Source organism: Mycobacterium intermedium, assembly GCF_002086275.1.
In the GTDB taxonomy this organism is placed as follows: domain Bacteria; phylum Actinomycetota; class Actinomycetes; order Mycobacteriales; family Mycobacteriaceae; genus Mycobacterium; species Mycobacterium intermedium.
In genome coordinates, this window is sequence record NZ_MVHT01000084.1 from 1 (window position 1) to 17631 (window position 17631).

Sequence of the window (17631 nt, forward strand, 5' to 3'; positions counted from 1 at the left end):
GCTAACTCGACCGCGGCCGCCAACCCCGCCGATACCAGCAGCACTTCGAGAGAGTCCGCCGGTCCCGCCGGCGCCGCCATTGCCGAACAGCCCGCCGGCCCCGCCGGCCCCGCCAGCCCCGGCAGCCACGGTGGATGCGGCGCCTGCGGTCCCGCCGGTTCCGCCGGCGCCGCCAGTGCCGAACAACAAGCCGCCGGCGCCGCCGCCCCCGCCGGCCCCGGCGGCTCCGGCGAGCACGCCCGTCGATTCTCCGCCGGCTCCGCCCGGGCCACCGTTACCGAACAAGCCGGCCGCCCCGCCGGCGCCCCCGTTTTGGCCGGTGGCGCCCGACGCGCCGGATCCACCCGCCCCGCCATTGCCGAACAACCACCCGCCGGGCGCGCCGTTTTGGCCGGTCCCGGGGGCGCCGTTGGCGCCGTTGCCGGTCAACGGGCGCCCGGTCAGCGCCTGGACCGGCGCATTGATCACGTCGAGCAGGCTCTGCAAGGGCGTTGCGGCGGCGGCCTCCGCGACCGCATAGGATCCGGCACCCGCGGTCAACGCGTGCACGAATTCGTCATGAAAGGCTGTCGCCTGCGCGCTGAGGGCCTGGTACCCGCGGCCGTGGGCGGAAAACAACGCCGCAATTGCGGCCGAGACCTCATCTCCAGCCGCGGCCAGGACCCGCGTGGTCTGAGCGGCCGCGGTCGAGTTAGCCGTGCTGAGGGTCGAGCCGAGGCTCGCCAAATCGGCTGCTGCGGTCCCGAGCGCATCCGGCAGCACGATGACGAACGGCATCTGGTCACCTCCCCTTACCGCGGTGGAATCGACCAGGATGAGGAACACCATATCCCCGTTGGGCACGCCCTATAGGGGTTTCCGACGCCTTTGCGGTTGGTTTGCTCGGGCGGGCGTTGGTCCGACTTGGGACGATAAATCGGGCTTTCGTGCGCGTGAGTCTTCGTGTGCTTGTTCCTTGGTTCGCGCATGGCGCGCCAACTACCGCGGTCAGCCGATTGCTCGATCGAGCTCGGTCTGCATCTACCGCGACCGAGATGGCGAGATGGTAGGGCCACGGCGTCAAGGCTCGTTGCTCTAGTCACCGTGTGACACGACCCGGCGTGACGAGGATTTCGCCGGTTGACACCCCGCTATCTCGACGGGCGGTCTACGAACACAAGTTTGCGAGCGACCTCATATACGGGTGTGTTCGATTCCTGCGACAGCTTTGTGAGCAAGATGAAAGCTTCCGCCGAAGAGACGTCACAGCTTTCCATGATGATCCCCTTGGCCTGGCCGATGATGTCACGCGAAGCCAATGCACTCCGGAGTTCGTCACTGCTGCGGGCGCTGGCGAGTCCGACCGCTGCTTGCGCGGCCAGGGCGAGGGCGAGTTCCTCGACTTCAGGGGTGAAGCTGGCCGCTTGGTCGGAGTACAAGTTGAGCGTCCCCAACTCGTGTTCATCGGTGTAAAGCTGAATTGACAGACTCGAGCGCACGGGTGTCTGTTCAACAATGTCTGCGACAAAGTCTGGCCAACGTGTCTCGTTCTGATAGTCGTCGACGCGGACCGTGTACCGGTTCCAAAGCGATTCCAGGATCGGCCCTTGCTGATGCTCGTCCTGCAACCTGTCAACTGTTCTCGGGACCGTTCCCGTGGCAGCAACCGTCTCGAGGCTACGGCGGCGGCGGTTGACTACAAGTGTCACCCCGGCGTGGGCCACCCCCGGCAGGACCTCTGTTGCCATTTCTGTTGCGATACGCAACAAGCGATCTGAATCCAGGTCACTGGCCTGCTGACTCTGTAAGCTGCGCGCCAGCCGCCCTAACTGGGCGTACATTTCCCCGCTCATTACCCGCTTCCGAGCCGCTGTGCCGACTAGACCGATCACTCACGCCCACGCCCACGCCCGAACCTGCAGTATACGACCGCGAATCGGGGTACCATCCGGTTAGCGATGGAGAAGGACGTGGTTGTCTCTTGTTTCTCCGCGTGAGGTGGTCAGCGGTGACAACTTCTGTGTTAAAAAGCCAGCATGGGGCCGCTGATCCCCGTTCGAATCTTCAGGCGGTTACGGCTCGTCAGCTCGTGCCGCGCCCCAGCGACTTCACCGACCGAAGCTGAGAGTTACCGGGCATCGGTCGTCGACAGCGGTTGGCGTCCCACCGAGCGCCCGAGGACGACCTTGGCCGTGATGACGCCCAACTTGACCATGCCCAAGTACGTCGATGGGTTGAACAACGTCGGCCACACTGTGCGAGTCTTGTGTTCGTTGACCGGCCGGTCGGTGAATCGATCGCGCAGCCACCTCAGCGCCATAGGCGCCGACAGTGGATGCAGTAGCAAGTGACCACAGAACCGGTCGCGGTGGTAGGTGACCGCCGCGCCAACGCGTTCGTACTCGGCCACCAGTGCATCGACATCGTCGACGCTGATGATTCCGTCGTGTACCGCCTGGATGACCAGCACAGGAGGCTTGGGCCGGGATTTGCCAAGCTTGGTCTCGTGAAAGATGTGGCGCACTTCCGGTAGGTCCCACAGCTCGTCGGCGGTCATGTCGACGTAGGACCCGATGTCGACGTTGCGGAACCGCCATACTGCCTGGGCCGTCGTCATTGTCTGCAACTCGTCGAGCACCGCCTTCCCCTCGTCGGTCGCGTGCTCGTCAACGACCTTCTGCGCGCCGGGGAAGACGTGCGTGAGTGCGGAGATCATCAGCGCGGCGAGGCCGGCGAAGAAGCTGCCGTTGAGGCGGCGCGCCACACTCCCCGGGTCGCCGACGGGCGAGCCCAGCACGGCGCCAACGATATTGAGCTCCGGTGCGTATCGCTCACACAGTTCTGCCGCCCACGCCGACGCCAAGCCTCCCCCCGAATATCCCCACAGCCCGACGGGTGCAGATGGGGACAGATCTAAGCGCTCACATTGCATCGCGGCCCGCAGCCCATCCAGAATCCGGTAGCCAGGCTCGACGGGAGCCCCCCACATGCCATGGCAGCCTTCATGGTCCGGTACGCAAACTGCCCATCCTTCGGCCAGCGCGGCGGTCACCAACAAGTACTCGGCTTGGACGAACGCACCGATCGGTCGCGCTCCGCGCCGCATGGCGAACGAGGGGAAACAACGCGAAGCGACGGCGTCGATCGCGCATTGATATGAGAGGACCGGATAAGCGGCGTCTGAGTCGCGCCGCGCCGGGACGAGCACGGTCGTCACCGCGACTTCCGGTTCTTCGTGCAGATTCGTGGTGCGGTAGAGCAACTGAACGGCTCTAACTTGTTGGCGGATGAGGCCGAGAAATCCGATCTCCACGTCGCGCGACCGCAACACTGTGCCCGGTTCCGCGTCCTTGTAGCCCTGTGGCGCCCGGTAGAAGGGGTCGTCGTCGGGCGAGAGTGGACGTTCGCCGCGACGCAGCTCGTCGTGCGGCACGCTTGCGACTCTCGCCGGCATGGCGGAATGGCTATTCATCAGTGTGGCGACCTCCTTGGCGTGTTGCTGACGTGTGCACACGCCGACTAGATATCCATTACCCGCGGTACCGGCTGTCAACCCTCGGCTATGCAAAGCCTTTGCCGGACCTGGCCCGAGCGCTTAGGTGGCGACGGCGTTTTGCCAGGTCCGGGCCAGCGTGTGCCAGAGGAAGTCGTCCAGCGCCTGCTGGGCATAGGCCTGCCGAATCAAGCGCCGCATCCGGTATGGGCCACGCGCACCACCTGCGGCTGGGCCCGGTGTCGTCGCGGCGAGCGGGGTTGGCGAGCCGACTACACCGCCATTCGTCAGGTCGAATTGTCGAATCGCTGGCGTTGCCGAACCCCGTATGCGGCCGCTCTCACGGCCTCGTCATCCTCCATCCCCGATCCCAGGGCACCGCCCAACGTGGCGACCGCCGCCACCAACCAAGCCATGAACAACAAGGAGGAAAGTCCGAAAGGATGGCCGATGTTCTGAGCGACCAATTGCGGCGGAAGTGTCCACCAGGCGGTCAGCAGTAGCAGGATGAACAGCCCGACGTGGAGCATAGCGACGCCGATAGTCAAGGTGACCACAGTTGCTGCGTTGTACAGCACCGCGCGTTCACGTTCGCCGGCCGAATGCGGCCGTTCCCACAATTCGTGGTCAAGGATGAGCCACGCGATCATGGCTGCGCTCGCCAAGATGGTCGCCGCGCTCAACCGCCAGGGACCCATTGTGTCGGACAATTGCCAGATTGTCGGATACGCCAAACTCACCGCCCCAGCGGCGAACGCCGCCATCAACACCTTGGACAAACCAGCAGCCAATCTCCACGGGCGGTTGGCGTAAACCATGCCCATCAGAAGCTGCAGACGTGACAGCGCGGTCGGCGCGACGTAGCGGACAACATCGCCCTCCTGTGTCCGCGTCAGCCGCTTCACGGACCGGTGTTGCTGGTCCGACTGGCACGTCACCTCGGCCACGACTATCTGCGCCAAGTTCCTCATCCGGCGATCGATAAACACACCGCCCACTCCGGGGATGGAAATCAGTCCGAACCGCTCATGCATGCTGAGGTCAACAATCACCGGCGTCGTCCCGTGACGTCGTGGCAGATCGGTCAGGTAGATGACGATGTCCTCGGTCTCGCCAGCCGGGTCAACGGTGCGGATCACCTCTAAGACCTCGGCATGCTCATCGACCGGAAAGGAGTGGCGTCGCACAGACACGTCCCACTTGCCATTTGCGGGAGCCAAGGCCCTCAGCGCATTCGGGAGCGAATCAGAAAGCCGTTCGGCGATCACCGCGGGAACACCGGGATCGGCGATTAGCAAGATTGATGACGGGGTGCCTGGCACTGGTCCTCGGCATACCCGTACCCCACCCTGCGAAACGTCCTTGTTCGCCGGATGGGCCAGGCATTCACTTTACCGAACGGCGGCTGGTCATCGGTCGGGGCGACCGCCGCCGATCAGGTCCCGAAGTACTCGTGGATTTGGCGGATTGCCATCGATCCCTCGCCGACCGCGGAGGCCACCCGTTTGACCGAGCCGCGACGGACGTCGCCCGCTGCGAACACACCGGGCCGGCTGGTCTCCAGCATCATCGGCTGGCGCTGCGTTGGCCCCTGATTGCCGTCGGTGTCCGAGTAGAGCGCAGCCTGGCCGGTCGGCACAAAGCCGTGGTCGTCGAGTTCGATGGCGCCGGCGAGCCACGAGGTATTCGGATCCGCGCCAATGAAAACGAACAGAGCGCGGGTCTCGATCGTATGACGCTCGCCGGTCTGTTTGTCCTCGGCCACCACGGTCGTGAGTGCACCGTCCCCATGCACCTCCCGGACCTCGGTACACGTCCGCACGGTCACCCGCGGGTGCTTGAGGATCTGGTCGACCAGATATCGGGACATGCTTTTGTTGATGTCATCGCCGCGGATCAGCGCATACACCCTGGAAGCCCGCGCCGCGAGAAAGATCGCCGCCTGGCCAGCGGAATTACCACCACCGACAATGACAACGGGGCCGGTGCCGCACATCAACGCCTCTTGGAAGGTGGCGGCGTAGTACACCCCGTTGCCCTCGTACGATTCGATTCCAGGTACGGCGAGCTTGCGATACCGCGCTCCCATTGCAAGCACGACGGCACGGGCGACCACCGACGATTGATCCGCGAATCGGAGCAGGTGATGTCCGCTGTCGGATTCCAGCCCGATGGCGTCCGCGGAGATGATGATTCGTGCGCCAAACTTGCCGGCCTGCAGGACGGCCCGTTCGGCGAGGTCGGCACCCGAGATGCCGCCTGGGAATCCGAGGTAGTTCTCGATTCTCGATGACGTCCCGGCCTGCCCGCCGGTCGCGATCCTCTCCATGACCGCGGTGGTCAGGCCGTCCGAGGAGCCATACACCGCCGCTGCGAGACCGGCCGGACCGGCGCCAACCACAACGACGTCGGATTCGTCGGGCACCGTGTCGGGTACCGTCAGCCCGACTCGGCGGGCCAGCTCGGTGTTGGTCGGGTTGCGCAGCACCTCACCGCCCCAGATCACCACCGGGGTGTCTTGGGGCGATACTCCGAACCGCTGCAGCAGCCGCTCGGCGTGCTTGTCACGCTCCAAGTCAATCCATCTGTGCGGCAACCGGTTTCGCGCCGCGAATTCTCGCAGCCGCAAGGTATCGGGGTCGAAGCACGAGCCGATGATCCGAAATCCGGTTCCTTCCTGGATGAGCAGCGAGCGGCGTAACAGGTATGCGCGCAGGACGAGGTCGCTGAGCGCAGGGTCGTGGGCGACCAGACTCCGCACCCGCTCGGCCGGTAACACGACTACTTCGCCGGGTTCCACCACTTCGGCGGTGTAGAAGGCGGCCTGACCTTCGAGATCGCCCAGCTCCCCGAGGAACCGCCGAGGGCCATGCACCCGGATCACGTGCCGATTGCCCGCGTCGTCGGTAGTGGTGATGGCAACCTTGCCGGACAGAATGACGAAGAAGTAGTCGGAGCGCTCACCCTCGCGGACCAGCGATTCGCCTGTCTCGACGGCGCGCCGGGCGCCGCCCGCCTCGAGAGTGGCAATCTGTTCGTCGGACAGTCGCGGATACGCGCCGCAGACATCGGGGGTTTCCGGCAGCGGAATCGATGCGCACTGGTCGGTGGCGACCTCAGACATAGTTCTCATGGACGTAGCACCAACGCCACTTCGGCCCCGGCTCCATGTTCTGCACGATCGGGTGGCCGACGATGCGCGCATGGGCCCGGGCATGCCGCATCGGTGACGAGTCACAGCAGCCGACGTGCCCGCACGTCATGCACAGCCGCAGGTGCACCCACGGTGTGCCGAGTCGGAGGCATTCCTCACAGCCGTCCGAGCGGGGGCTCACATTGCGGATCGCCGCCACGTCTGGGTCGATCGTTGCCGATGTCATGACCGTGCCTCCTTCGCGCTGTCGGCTGACAGTGTCTGGTCGAGCCAATTGCGCAGCACCGCAACGGGAGCGGCACCCGCTTGCCGCCCCAGTACTTGCCCGTGGGCAAGGAGCAGCAGAGTTGGCACCGCCTGGACCGCGAACCGCTGCGAGATCGCCGGTGCCTTGTCCACGTCGACCTTGACCAGTTTTAGTTGTCCCGCTCGTTCGGTGGCGAGCTGCTCAAGCGCCGGGCTTACCATGCGGCAGGGGCCGCACCAGGTAGCCCACAGGTCGACAAGTACTGGAACCGAAGACTTTTCGGCAACATCAGCGAAGTCCGCATCGCTGGCCGCAGCGATCCACGGCACCGGCTTGTGGCAACTACCGCAGCGGGGCTTGCCGTCGGCGGCCGCAGGTACTCGGTTGCGTTTTCCGCAGTGCGGGCACGTCACGATGTCGGTTTCCATGGCGCCTCCTGGTCAGGCCGCCAGGGCCGGTTCCGAATAGTCCACGGCCAGTTCGCCATTCTCGACGGTGATTCGGATCTTGCCACCGGCCGCGATGTCGCCGCGTAGCAACGCGCGCCCGATCTTGGTCTCCACGTCGTGGGCGATGTAGCGGCGCAGCGGCCGTGCTCCGTACACCGGATCGTAGCCGTGTTCGGCGATCATCCGGCGGGCGTCCGGGGTGATGTCGAGCTCGATCTGGCTCTGCGCCAGACGATCCCGCAGCTCGCCCAGCTGCAGTTCGACGATCCGTTCGATCTGCGGCATCGACAGCGGAGTGAACAACACGATGTCGTCGACGCGGTTGAGGAACTCGGGACGGAAGTGTCCACGCAGCTCGGCCATCACCCGGTCGCGCGCGTCGGGCTTGATCTCGCCGTCGGCGGTCACGCCGTCGAGCAGGTAGTGCGATCCGATGTTGGAGGTCATGATGATCACCGTGTTGCGGAAGTCGACCATCCGTCCCTGCGCGTCGGTGAGCCGGCCGTCGTCGAGCACCTGCAGCAGGGTGTTGAACACATCGGCGTGCGCCTTTTCGATCTCATCGAACAGGACCACCGAGTAGGGCTTGCGGCGCACCGCTTCGGTGAGCTGACCGCCTTCGTCGTAGCCGACATATCCCGGTGGCGCACCGACCAACCGACTCACGGTGTGGCGCTCTTGGTACTCGCTCATGTCGAGGCGGACCATGTTGTCTTCGCTGTCGAACAACGCGGCGGCCAATGTCCTCGCCAACTCGGTCTTGCCGACTCCGGTGGGTCCGAGGAAGATGAACGAGCCGATTGGGCGACGCGGATCGCGGATTCCGGAGCGGGCCCGGATAACCGCGTCGGCGACCAGTTGCACCGCCTCGTCCTGACCGATCACCCGCTCGTGCAGGATTTCGTCGAGCCGCAACAGCTTTTCGCGTTCACCCTCCTGCAGCCGCGACACCGGGATCCCGGTCCACACCGAAACGATCTCGGCAATCTCGTCCTCGGTGACGACCTCGCGCAGCAGTCTTCTGTTGCCCTGCTTCGACTTCAGCTGCTCCTCGGCGGCTTCTAGCTTGCGTTCGACCTCACGCATTTCGCCGTAGCGCAGCTCGGCGGCGCGGTTGAGGTCATAATTGCGCTCAGCTTCCTCTGCCTCGCGCCCCAGTTGCTCGAGTCGTTCCCGAAGCTCCTGTACCCGCTTGATCGCCTGCCGTTCGGCGTCCCATTGTGCGCGCATTGAATCGGCCTCCGCGCGCAGATCGGCCAATTCTTTGCGAAGTTCCTCCAGCCGGGACTTGCTGGCCGCGTCGGTTTCCTTGGCCAGCGCCGCCTCTTCAATCTCGAGGCGGGTGACCCGACGGGTGATCTCATCCAACTCCGCTGGCATCGAGTCAATTTCGGTGCGCAGCCGTGCACACGCCTCATCCACGAGGTCAATCGCCTTATCGGGCAGAAAGCGGTCGGTGATGTAGCGATGTGACAGAGTGGCCGCGGCCACCAGCGCGGTGTCCTGAATTTTGACACCGTGAAACACCTCGAGGCGTTCGCGCAGCCCGCGCAGAATCGAAATAGTGTCCTCGACGTCAGGTTCATCGACCAGCACGGTCTGAAACCGTCGCTCCAACGCGGCGTCGTTCTCGATGTGTTTGCGGTACTCGTCGAGCGTGGTGGCACCGATCATGTGCAGCTCGCCGCGGGCGAGCATCGGCTTGAGCATGTTGCCGGCATCCAACGAGCCCTCCACCGCCCCCGCGCCCACCACGGTGTGTAGCTCGTCGACAAACAGCAGGATGCGACCCTCGCCGGCCTTGACCTCTGACAGCACCGCCTGCAACCGCTCCTCGAACTCGCCGCGATACTTCGCACCCGCCACCAGCGATCCCATGTCCAGTGCAAAGATCGTCTTGTCCCGCAAGCCCTCTGGCACATCACCGCGCACGATCCGCTGGGCCAGGCCCTCCACGATCGCCGTCTTGCCGACTCCGGGATCGCCGATCAACACCGGGTTGTTCTTGGTCTTGCGGCTGAGAATCTGGATCACCCTGCGGATCTCGGTATCCCGGCCGATCACAGGATCCAGCTTGCCCGATCGGGCTTCGGCGACCAGGTCCTGGCCGTACTTCTGCAGCGCCTCGTAGGAGCCCTCCGGGGTCGCGGAAGTAACCCGCTGATTGCCGCGCACCTTGGTCAGCGCAGTCAAAAATGAGTCCCGAGTCACGTTGTGAGAAGCCAGAATTCGTCCGGCAGCACTGGCCGAACCCTCCTCGGCGAGAGCGATCAAGAGGTGCTCCACCGACACGTATTCGTCCTTGAGCCGCTTGGCTTCCCGCTCGGCGGCATCCAGCACGTTCGCCAGGCGCCTGGTGACAGAGACCTGGCCCGGCGCGGCGCCGGGGCCGCTCACCTTCGGGCGCCGGTTCAGCTCGCGTTCCAGGTCCGCCCCCAGTGTCTCGACCTCGACATCCGCCTGCGAAAGCAGCCGTGGTATCAGACCCTCGGGCTGATCGATCAGCGCCATCAACAGATGTTCACCGTCGACCTCGGTATGACCCATCCGGGTCGCAATGCTCTGCGCTTCGGCCAACGCCTCCTGGGACTTCTGCGTCAGCTTGTTGATGTCCACCGCGATGTCCTCCTTCGACGAGAACCAGATTCCAGCTCTTCGATGTGGTCCAGCAGATCAAGCACCAGCCCGATCGCCGCATAATTGAGTCCCAGGCCGGCCCTCAACCGCTGGATACGAGCGACGGCTCGGACAGCAGACGGCTCAAACCAAAGGTCGCCGTGGGCGTCCTGCCGGCAAGCGACGAGGGCGAGCGCTACCAGCCGGCGCACCATGTCGGGATGCAACCCGCAGCGTGTTGCGAAGATGTCGAGTCGAATTCCGGGCCGCCGCGCCAGGACATAACGTGGTGCGGTCATCGTCCCCTCCTCGGGTCGAAGGTCGAGTCGGCGGCCAGTTGCTCGAACAGTTCACGTTCCCGCGCCGTGGGTTTCGCCGGAACCATGATCTTTATCTCGGCATACAAGTCGCCCGGGGCACCGTGCGGGTTGGGCATGCCCTCGCCGCGCAGCCTCAACTGCCGACCGGTCGACGACCCCTGCGGCACCTTTACTTTTGCTTCGCCACCGGGAGTGCGAATCGCGACAGTGGTCCCTAGCACCGCCTCCCACGGCGACACCGGCAGATCGACGCTGATGTCGCGGCCGTTGAGCCGGAATCGCTTGTCGGGCTTGATGCGTACGACCAGGTATAGGTCACCCGCCGGACCGTTGCCACTGCCCCGGCCGCCCTCTCCTGCTAACCGGATCCGCTGACCGTCGATGACACCGGCGGGAACGTTGACCCCGTAGTTGCGGCCGTCCAGCGAGATCTGCCGCTTACCACCGCGGTAAGCCTCCTCAACGGATAGCTCCAGTACCGCTTCTTGATCGGCACCGGGAATCGGCCCGAATCCGCCGCTGCCGCCGAAGATATCGGCGAAAAGGTCTTCGATGTTGATACCGCTGGTGTCGCCGAAGCCCTGGCCGTAGCGCACCCGCGCACCGGTGGGCCCCGCCCCCCGGAAGCCACCGGCACCGGCGCCAACCCGCTCTTCCCAGTCCTCGGGAACCTTGCGGAAGTCTTCGCCGAATCGGTCGTAGCGCTTGCGGGTGTCGGGGTCCGACAGCACGTGATAGGCCTCGTTGACCTCTTTGAACCGGTCTTCGGCTGCTGGATCCTTGTTCACGTCGGGGTGGTACTTGCGCGCCAGCGTGCGGAACGCCTGCTGGATCTGGTCGGCGGTCGCGTCCCGCGACACCCCGAGCACTTCGTAGTAGTCGCGGGCCACCAGCCGTTACTCCTCGCGTCGGCTGACCACGACGGCCGCCGGCCGCAGTTGCCTCGAACCTTCGCCGTAGCCCGGCCGAACTACTTCGACAACCGTGCCCGGCTTACGGTCTGGTTGATCGATCACGCCGACCACCTCGTGGCGCTCAGGGTCGAAGGGAACCCCTGCCTCCACATCGCGGGGATAGCCGAGTTGCTCCAACACCTGTAGCGCTTGTTCGAGAACGCTCCGCAGGCCCTCGACGACTGCATCGGACTGGTCGCCTGCGTAGGCGATGGCCCGTTCCAGGTTGTCCACGATGGGCAGCCACGCACCGGCCACCCTGGAGCGTTCCGCACTTCGTTCGCGGTCCAGTTCGCGGGCGTATCGCTTGCGCAGGTTGTCAAAATCGGCGACGGCGCGACGCCAGCGATCCTCGAGCCGGGCGAGCTCCTTGTCCGAATCAGATTGTGAGACAACCGCTTCAGGCGGGATTTTGGCCGCCTGGTCATCGTCCTCTTGGGTCTCGAAGTGTTCTGCGGGGCTGGCCATGGCGGCTTAACCCCGGTCGAATTCGGCGTCGACCACGTCATCGTCCGCCACGGGAGCGTTCTGGCCGCAGACCGATTGTCCATTGCCGCCGGTTGGCGCAGCTTGCAACCCGTAGAGCACCTGCTGAAGCTCGGACGTCAGCGATTGCACGCGGTCGATCGGTGCTTCCTCCTTGACGGCCTGCCGGGCGTCGGCGATCAGCATCTCGGCGCGCGCTTTCTCGTGTGCCGGCGCAGAGTCGCCGAGCTGGGTGAGTAGACGCTCCACTTGGTATGCCGCCGAATCGAGTTCGTTGCGGGCCTCGACTGCTCGGCGCAGTTGCTCGTCCTCGCGGCGGTTGGCCTCGGCCTCGGCGAGCATCCGGTCCACCTCGCTCTTATCGAGGTTGGACTGCTCGCTGATGGTGATGCCCTGCTCGACGCTGGTGTCCTTATCGCGCGCGGTGACATGCAGGATTCCGTTGGCGTCGATGTCGAAGGTCACTTCGATCTGCGGCTCACCGCGCGGGGCCGGGCGGATGTTCTCCAGCTTGAACCGACCTAGTACGCGATTGTCCCTGGCCAGCTCCCGTTCACCTTGCAGCACAACGATATCCACCGCCGGTTGATTGTCGGCCGCCGTGGTGAACACCTCGCTGCGCCGTGCCGGGATGGTTGTATTCCGCTCGATGATTTTGGTCATCAGACCGCCAGCGGTCTCCACACCCAGCGACAGCGGCGTCACATCGAGCAGTAAGACATCCGAGACCTCGCCCTTGAGCACACCGGCCTGGATCGCGGCGCCGAGCGCGACGACCTCGTCAGGGTTCACGCTCATGTTGGGGTCCTTGCCGCCGGTGAGCCGACGGACCAAGGCCTGCACAGCGGGGATGCGCGTCGACCCACCGACCAAGATGACCTCATCGATGTCGTTGGCCGTGACCTTGGCGTCGTCCATCGCCTGCTTGACCGGACCCATGCAGCGCTCGACCAGATCGTGTGTGAGTTCCTCGAACTTCGACCGGTTCACCGTCATAGTCAGGTGCTTGGGTCCGTTGGCGTCGGCGGTAACGAAGGGCAGATTGACCTGCGTCTGCGCCACCGACGACAGCTCCACCTTGGCCTTTTCCGCGGCTTCGAACAGGCGCTGCAACGCCTGCGGATCCTTGCGCAGATCGATGTTGTTCTCCCGCTGGAATTCGTCGGCTAGACAGTCGACAAGCCGGCGGTCGAAGTCGTCGCCACCGAGGTGCGAATCCCCGGCTGTAGCACGTACTTCCACGACTCCATCACCGACATCGAGCAAGCTGACGTCAAATGTCCCGCCGCCGAGGTCGAAGACGAGCACGGTCTCGTGGGTTTTCTTGTCCAAGCCATAGGCGAGCGCCGCCGCCGTGGGCTCGTTGATGATGCGTAGCACCTCCAGCCCGGCGACGCGGCCGGCATCCTTGGTGGCGTTGCGTTGGGCATCGTTGAAGTACGCCGGAACAGTGATTACGGCCTCCCGCACGCGCTCGCCAAGGAACTTGCCGGCGTCGTCGACGAGCTTTCGCAGCACCAGCGCGCTGATCTCCTCAGGCGAATACAACTTGCCGCGTACGTCAAAGCGGGCGGCGCCACCTTGGCCCTCGACGACGTCGAAGCTGACCGCCTTGGCTTCCTCCGAAATTTCATCGAAGCGGCGACCAATGAATCGTTTCGCCGAGTAAATCGTGCCCTTCGGGTTCATGATCGACTGCCGCCTGGCCAGTTGCCCGACCAGGCGCTCGCCACTTTCCGTGAATGCCACGACCGAGGGAGTGGTGCGCGCCCCTTCGGCATTGGGAATCACCATCGGTTCCCCGCCCTGCCACGCGGCGATCACCGAATTTGTTGTCCCAAGATCGATACCTACCGCGGTGGCCATCGTCTATGCCCTCCTATTGGCGCTGGTGAGTAATTGCAATGCTTGATCGGCCACGTCGACATCGGCGACGAGGTCGTAGTGCTTGGGTCGCAGCCCGCTGATGGAGTGGAAGTCGCGGCGGCCGCCCTGCAGCGCATGCATGAGCAGTCCGAACAGGGCACCCACGATGGCGCCGAATACCAAGCCGTAGCTCGCCAGCACCAGCGCGGAGATCAGCGGCGCGATCCAGTTGAACAGGCCGAAGATCCAGCCCACCAGTACGCCGACCAGTGCGCCGGAGCCTGCGCCGCGAAGCGCCGCGCCACCATAGTTCAGCCGGCCCAGGACTTGCTCGACGTATTCCAATTGCCTGCCTACGATGGCGACCCTGCTTACCTCGAAACCCTGGTCGGACAGGTAGTCGACGGCGCGTTCGGCGTCGGCATAGTTGTCAAAGCTGGCGATGACCTGGCGGGCGGGCTCGTTGGGCCGTACCGCCGAGGTGGCCACGGTCGAATGTTCAGCCATCACACTTTCCCTTACGCATCGATGGTTTGCGCAAACCGCGATCGCGGGAACTCGTTGCGCCCCGCGCCGCAGTTCGTTCGCAAACCCAAGTCTTGCTATTCGCGTTCCCTGGCGCGTGCGCCCAGCGAGTCGAAAAACTGGTGCTGCATTCGTCCTTTCAGCACGACTACGGCTGTAGTTCGGCAGTGGACGAGGCGAACATTGCCGGCGGCGCCACGCGTGGCGACGTCCGGAAGTGTGCAATCACCCTCGGCCAGTGGTGCTGGGGTGAAAACCAGCATGCGCGGCGAGATAAAGGAGCGTAAGCGCAAGGGTCTGCTTCGTCGTCGTACGCGACGGGCCGGGAACTTCGAGCTCCGCGTGACGCTGCCGGGCGAGCTCCGCGCTGACGATGTCGAGGCTTCACTGGCCTACGGTGTGCTGAACATGTATTTACCGAAGGCGCAAAGCAAGAAGCACAATAAAATCAAGGTCACCGACGGCAAGCGCGAGATGCGGCTCCTGTCCCCAGAGATCAATCTGTCTCACAAGGTCAACTCGGACACGACGTCCTTGTCCCGTGAGGCTCAGGTGCGGAGCACTGTGGTCGCGGCAGGCTACTTGGGACGACGAATGTCACCGCCAACCACAACGAGTTATCTGGAGTCGACATGACCACACAGGTCGGCCGCGAGAAAACAGAACGTGAATTTCTTGCCCAGTGCGTCGGTGATGCATATCAACTGCTGGAGCATCTGCCAGGGGTAGATCCAAACGGTTCCGCCTTGGTCTGGCTTGCCGAGCAGTTTGTGCGGCTGCGTCGAGGCGATTGCCCGGCTAACCACGCGATGACACCGTGACAAGCACGACCCACCCGTCCGGGATCCCGGTAATCGAGCGGTTCTTTCACTCAGTCGCCGGGATCAAGGTGGACAAGAACGACGTGCGCCGGTACCGCGAGTTCGTCGACGAGCAGATCGACGGCATCGCCATCGCTGGACGCAACTCGGCCAAGTGGAACGGGCGTGACGTCATCGTGCCGCAGGACCTTCCGGTCACCAAGGGCATTCAGGAACGAATGCGCGAGTTCGACAAGCTCGAGGAAGCCGAGGAGATCCGCGTGCTGCTGCGCCAGGTGGTGCGACAACCACCTGCGGACGTGACCTTCGCCGAGGACACTGAGCAGCTGCTACGAGAGCTCTTCGGCGGGTTGAGCATCGCTCTGGCCCGTTCGTTTCGCGTAGTGGACCCAACGGTGTCCAACCCGTCAACTGAGCACTGGAACAAGGTGTTCACGTTATTCCGGCTGGTGTTCTGATGCCGACGGGTCCGTGAGCTCGAGCGTTTACGGGCCGAAAGGGAAACGCAACAGGTCAAGCAAGATCACAGTGAGTTAGTCAGGCGACAGCGCACCCTAGACGTCCGTCGCCTGAGGCTGCCGGTCAGCCATTGGGGTCGAGGAATCGCCACGCCCGTGTCGCGGCGTGGTGAGGTTGAACCTGGTATCGACCTCTCGGAGGTCGTGGCCGGTGAGTTCAGCGATGCGCGCGAGCCGGTAGCGCAGCGTGCTGCGATGAATGTGTAATGCGGTCGCGGATTCGTCGTAGTTTCCGCCGCATTCCAGATAATCGCTGAGGGTCAAGACCAGTTGGGAGTTCCTGGACTCGTCGTAGTCCAGGAGTGTGCCGAGCCATTCGCGCACGAAGGCTTCGACTGTGCCGTCCCCGTGGGCAGCGTCGATGAGGCGATAGAAACCCAGCTCGTCGAACGCCGCCGCGCCTTCCGGATTGGCCGAGCGCAGCCGGATGTTCAGGGCGCGACGAGCATCGACAAAAGACTGCGGCAAGTCATCGGGCACTTCGCAGCGAGTGCCGACGCCGATCACGCTGGTCGTCCGGTCGAGACGTTCACTGATTGCGTGATGCAACGCCCGCGGGTCAGGGCGCCCTTCGGTGAGCAGAACAACAAGGCCGCTGTGGCGCCCTTGCAGGTAGTTCAGATTCAACGAGGTCGCAGCGCGCACCACGGCAGTTGCCACCGCGCTCTCTGCGCAACCGGCAGCTTGCACCGCCACCACATAGTGCGGGCGCCGCAGGTTGTGGCCCAAGGCCTCAGCACGAGCGTAGGCCCCGTCCCGGTCGGTGCCGGCCAACAGATCGTCGACCAATTCGCGGCGCAAATTGAGCTCGGCCTCCGCGAGATTTCGCTTGTGCAGAAGCTCCAACGCCAACACCGGGGTGGCAATGCCCAGAACGAACAGGCTGTCTTCGGTCGCCTTGTCATCCGGGTCCTGCAACGCTAGAACCCCGAGGATCTCGGCCCGCGACTGGACGAGCGCGAGGAGTCGGCCCCCGAGCCGCGCTGGCCTGTTCTGTGCCGCGAGTTCGTGCAGCAGCAGCCCGCGCTCGTCAGTTGTCTGTTCGGGGTAGGGGCGGGGCTCTCCAGGTCCGGCCCAGCAGCGCAGGTTGCCAAACCTGTCCTCGAGCCCTACCGACAGTCCCGTCAGGTCATACAGCGCATCAACGATGCCCTGCTCGCCCATTCCCGCCGTCATTGCGGCACTCAGAACCTCGTGCATCTTCGTTCGGAGTCGCAATCGCGAAACCGCGGTGGCGAGTTCGCGAATCGTTTCCTCCAGATCGCCATTCGCCTGTGCCAGCTGCCCGGCGTAGCCGATGTTGCGCTCATGCAATGCAACGTGTGCCAAGGCCGCGCCGGCTTGCTGGGCAAGGATTGTCAGCAATATCATCTGATTCTCCGGCGGTGCACTGACGGCACTGAGCACCAGGCAACCGTGGACGATCCCGAGGTGACCCAGCGCAAGCGCCCAACCCCACGGTCCGCCTTGTACATCGACCTGCACACCGCAGCCGGACTGGCGAAGGTGCCGTTCGATTTCGGGATGCTGGGGTTGGGAAGGTGGAAAGCGAAGGAACCCACCATCCACGAAGCGGAAACTGGCCTCGACCTGACAGGACGAGAGGTCGCCAACAGCGGCCTTGAGCTCCTGGAAGATCTCGCCGATATTGCAATCATCAAAGGCGACGCGCGAGAGCACGGCTAATCTCTCTGACGAAGCCTGTCGGCCTTGCCAGCTAGGCCCGCTCGGGCTAGGCGATTCGCCGTCCATATTAAAGTGGCCGTCCTGAGCTACTCCGCGCTCAATGGAAGGTTGAGAGTGCCTGCTGCGCTCCGCCCGACGACGCCCCACAACAGCACACTCTCCCCATACCCCCCCAGTGGCTATCCGAACCGTGTTTCGGCCAAACTGTTCGCCCGGCGTCTGCTTCCGACCGCCCACTCCCATGTGGTGCTGCCAGGACGAATGACAACCGAAATTTCGGCTGTCCGGACGCACGCGACCGTCGCTGGGTATTGCCAGCCTCCTGGTGTGGGAGCGACGACACTCCTCTCGGCGCGTGCGGTACGGTGCCGTTGACAGCTGAGACGTTGCGCCCGGAAGGGTTTCCAACGACTGCATGCACTTCTCGGCAACCAGGCGGCTGACGTTCTGCTCGATGGGCGGCGCGTACTCGATGGTTCCCCCGGTTTCATTGTGTCATTGTGGTCTCTCACCTAAGA

General features: G+C 64.3%; 17 protein-coding genes. 3 read left to right on the top strand and 14 right to left on the bottom strand.

Features of this window, described 5'->3' with window-relative positions; all coding sequences use genetic code 11:
- From BST27_RS23550 to BST27_RS23610, 13 genes are all read right to left on the bottom strand, one after another.
- Positions 1–777, bottom strand: a 777-nt coding sequence (locus BST27_RS23550; RefSeq protein WP_139805327.1) for a PE family protein, incomplete at its 3' end; no start/stop codon positions are given.
- Between the two features lie 353 nt (positions 778–1130).
- Entirely contained in the window at positions 1131–1832 is a 702-nt protein-coding gene (locus BST27_RS23555) for a GAF and ANTAR domain-containing protein (RefSeq protein WP_069419882.1), read from the bottom strand.
- Positions 1833–2107: 275 nt separating this feature from the next.
- The gene (locus BST27_RS23560; protein WP_069419932.1) at positions 2108–3451 is read right to left on the bottom strand and encodes a lipase family protein; all 1344 of its coding nucleotides are present in this window, start codon (positions 3449–3451) and stop codon (positions 2108–2110) included.
- Positions 3452–3759: 308 nt separating this feature from the next.
- Complete coding sequence (locus tag BST27_RS23565; RefSeq protein WP_069419883.1) at positions 3760–4794, bottom strand: hypothetical protein; 1035 nt, start codon at positions 4792–4794, stop codon at positions 3760–3762.
- Positions 4795–4907: 113 nt separating this feature from the next.
- The gene (locus BST27_RS23570; protein ID WP_069419884.1) at positions 4908–6605 is read right to left on the bottom strand and encodes an FAD-dependent oxidoreductase; all 1698 of its coding nucleotides are present in this window, start codon (positions 6603–6605) and stop codon (positions 4908–4910) included.
- Complete coding sequence (locus BST27_RS23575; protein WP_079219987.1) at positions 6589–6852, bottom strand: UBP-type zinc finger domain-containing protein; 264 nt, start codon at positions 6850–6852, stop codon at positions 6589–6591. The genes BST27_RS23570 and BST27_RS23575 overlap by 17 nt, the downstream gene beginning before the upstream one ends.
- The gene (gene trxA / locus BST27_RS23580; RefSeq protein WP_069419885.1) at positions 6849–7301 is read right to left on the bottom strand and encodes a thioredoxin; all 453 of its coding nucleotides are present in this window, start codon (positions 7299–7301) and stop codon (positions 6849–6851) included. The genes BST27_RS23575 and trxA overlap by 4 nt, the downstream gene beginning before the upstream one ends.
- A 12-nt stretch (positions 7302–7313) precedes the next feature.
- Entirely contained in the window at positions 7314–9938 is a 2625-nt protein-coding gene (gene clpB / locus BST27_RS23585; RefSeq protein WP_069419886.1) for an ATP-dependent chaperone ClpB, read from the bottom strand.
- A complete protein-coding gene (locus tag BST27_RS23590) occupies positions 9920–10237 on the bottom strand; it encodes a chaperone modulator CbpM (protein ID WP_079219988.1) in 318 nt (105 codons plus the stop codon). The genes clpB and BST27_RS23590 overlap by 19 nt, the downstream gene beginning before the upstream one ends.
- On the bottom strand, positions 10234–11148 hold the full coding sequence (locus BST27_RS23595) for a DnaJ C-terminal domain-containing protein (RefSeq protein ID WP_069419887.1): 915 nt from the start codon (positions 11146–11148) through the stop codon (positions 10234–10236). Before BST27_RS23595 ends, BST27_RS23590 begins: the two co-directional genes overlap by 4 nt.
- 6 nt (positions 11149–11154) lie before the next feature.
- Positions 11155–11679 carry a nucleotide exchange factor GrpE gene (locus BST27_RS23600; RefSeq protein ID WP_069419888.1) on the bottom strand — a complete coding sequence of 175 codons (525 nt, stop codon included), beginning with the start codon at positions 11677–11679 and terminating at the stop codon, positions 11155–11157.
- 6 nt (positions 11680–11685) lie between these two features.
- A complete protein-coding gene (dnaK, locus tag BST27_RS23605) occupies positions 11686–13563 on the bottom strand; it encodes a molecular chaperone DnaK (RefSeq protein ID WP_069419889.1) in 1878 nt (625 codons plus the stop codon).
- 3 nt (positions 13564–13566) lie between these two features.
- Entirely contained in the window at positions 13567–14070 is a 504-nt protein-coding gene (locus tag BST27_RS23610) for a general stress protein (protein WP_069419890.1), read from the bottom strand.
- A 267-nt stretch (positions 14071–14337) separates the two neighbouring features.
- Here BST27_RS23610 and BST27_RS32565 point away from each other — a divergent pair, with 267 nt between their 5' ends.
- From BST27_RS32565 to BST27_RS23625, 3 genes are read left to right on the top strand one after another with little or no spacing between them, the layout of a single operon-like run.
- Entirely contained in the window at positions 14338–14724 is a 387-nt protein-coding gene (locus BST27_RS32565) for an Hsp20/alpha crystallin family protein (protein ID WP_170062356.1), read from the top strand.
- Complete coding sequence (locus BST27_RS31640; protein ID WP_069419892.1) at positions 14721–14909, top strand: hypothetical protein; 189 nt, start codon at positions 14721–14723, stop codon at positions 14907–14909. Before BST27_RS32565 ends, BST27_RS31640 begins: the two co-directional genes overlap by 4 nt.
- The gene (locus BST27_RS23625; protein WP_079219990.1) at positions 14906–15367 is read left to right on the top strand and encodes a DUF1931 family protein; all 462 of its coding nucleotides are present in this window, start codon (positions 14906–14908) and stop codon (positions 15365–15367) included. Before BST27_RS31640 ends, BST27_RS23625 begins: the two co-directional genes overlap by 4 nt.
- A gap of 96 nt (positions 15368–15463) precedes the next feature.
- Here BST27_RS23625 and BST27_RS23630 read toward each other — a convergent pair whose 3' ends face one another.
- Complete coding sequence (locus BST27_RS23630) at positions 15464–17260, bottom strand: PucR family transcriptional regulator (protein WP_170062357.1); 1797 nt, start codon at positions 17258–17260, stop codon at positions 15464–15466.
- Between the last annotated feature and the right edge of the window lie 371 nt (positions 17261–17631).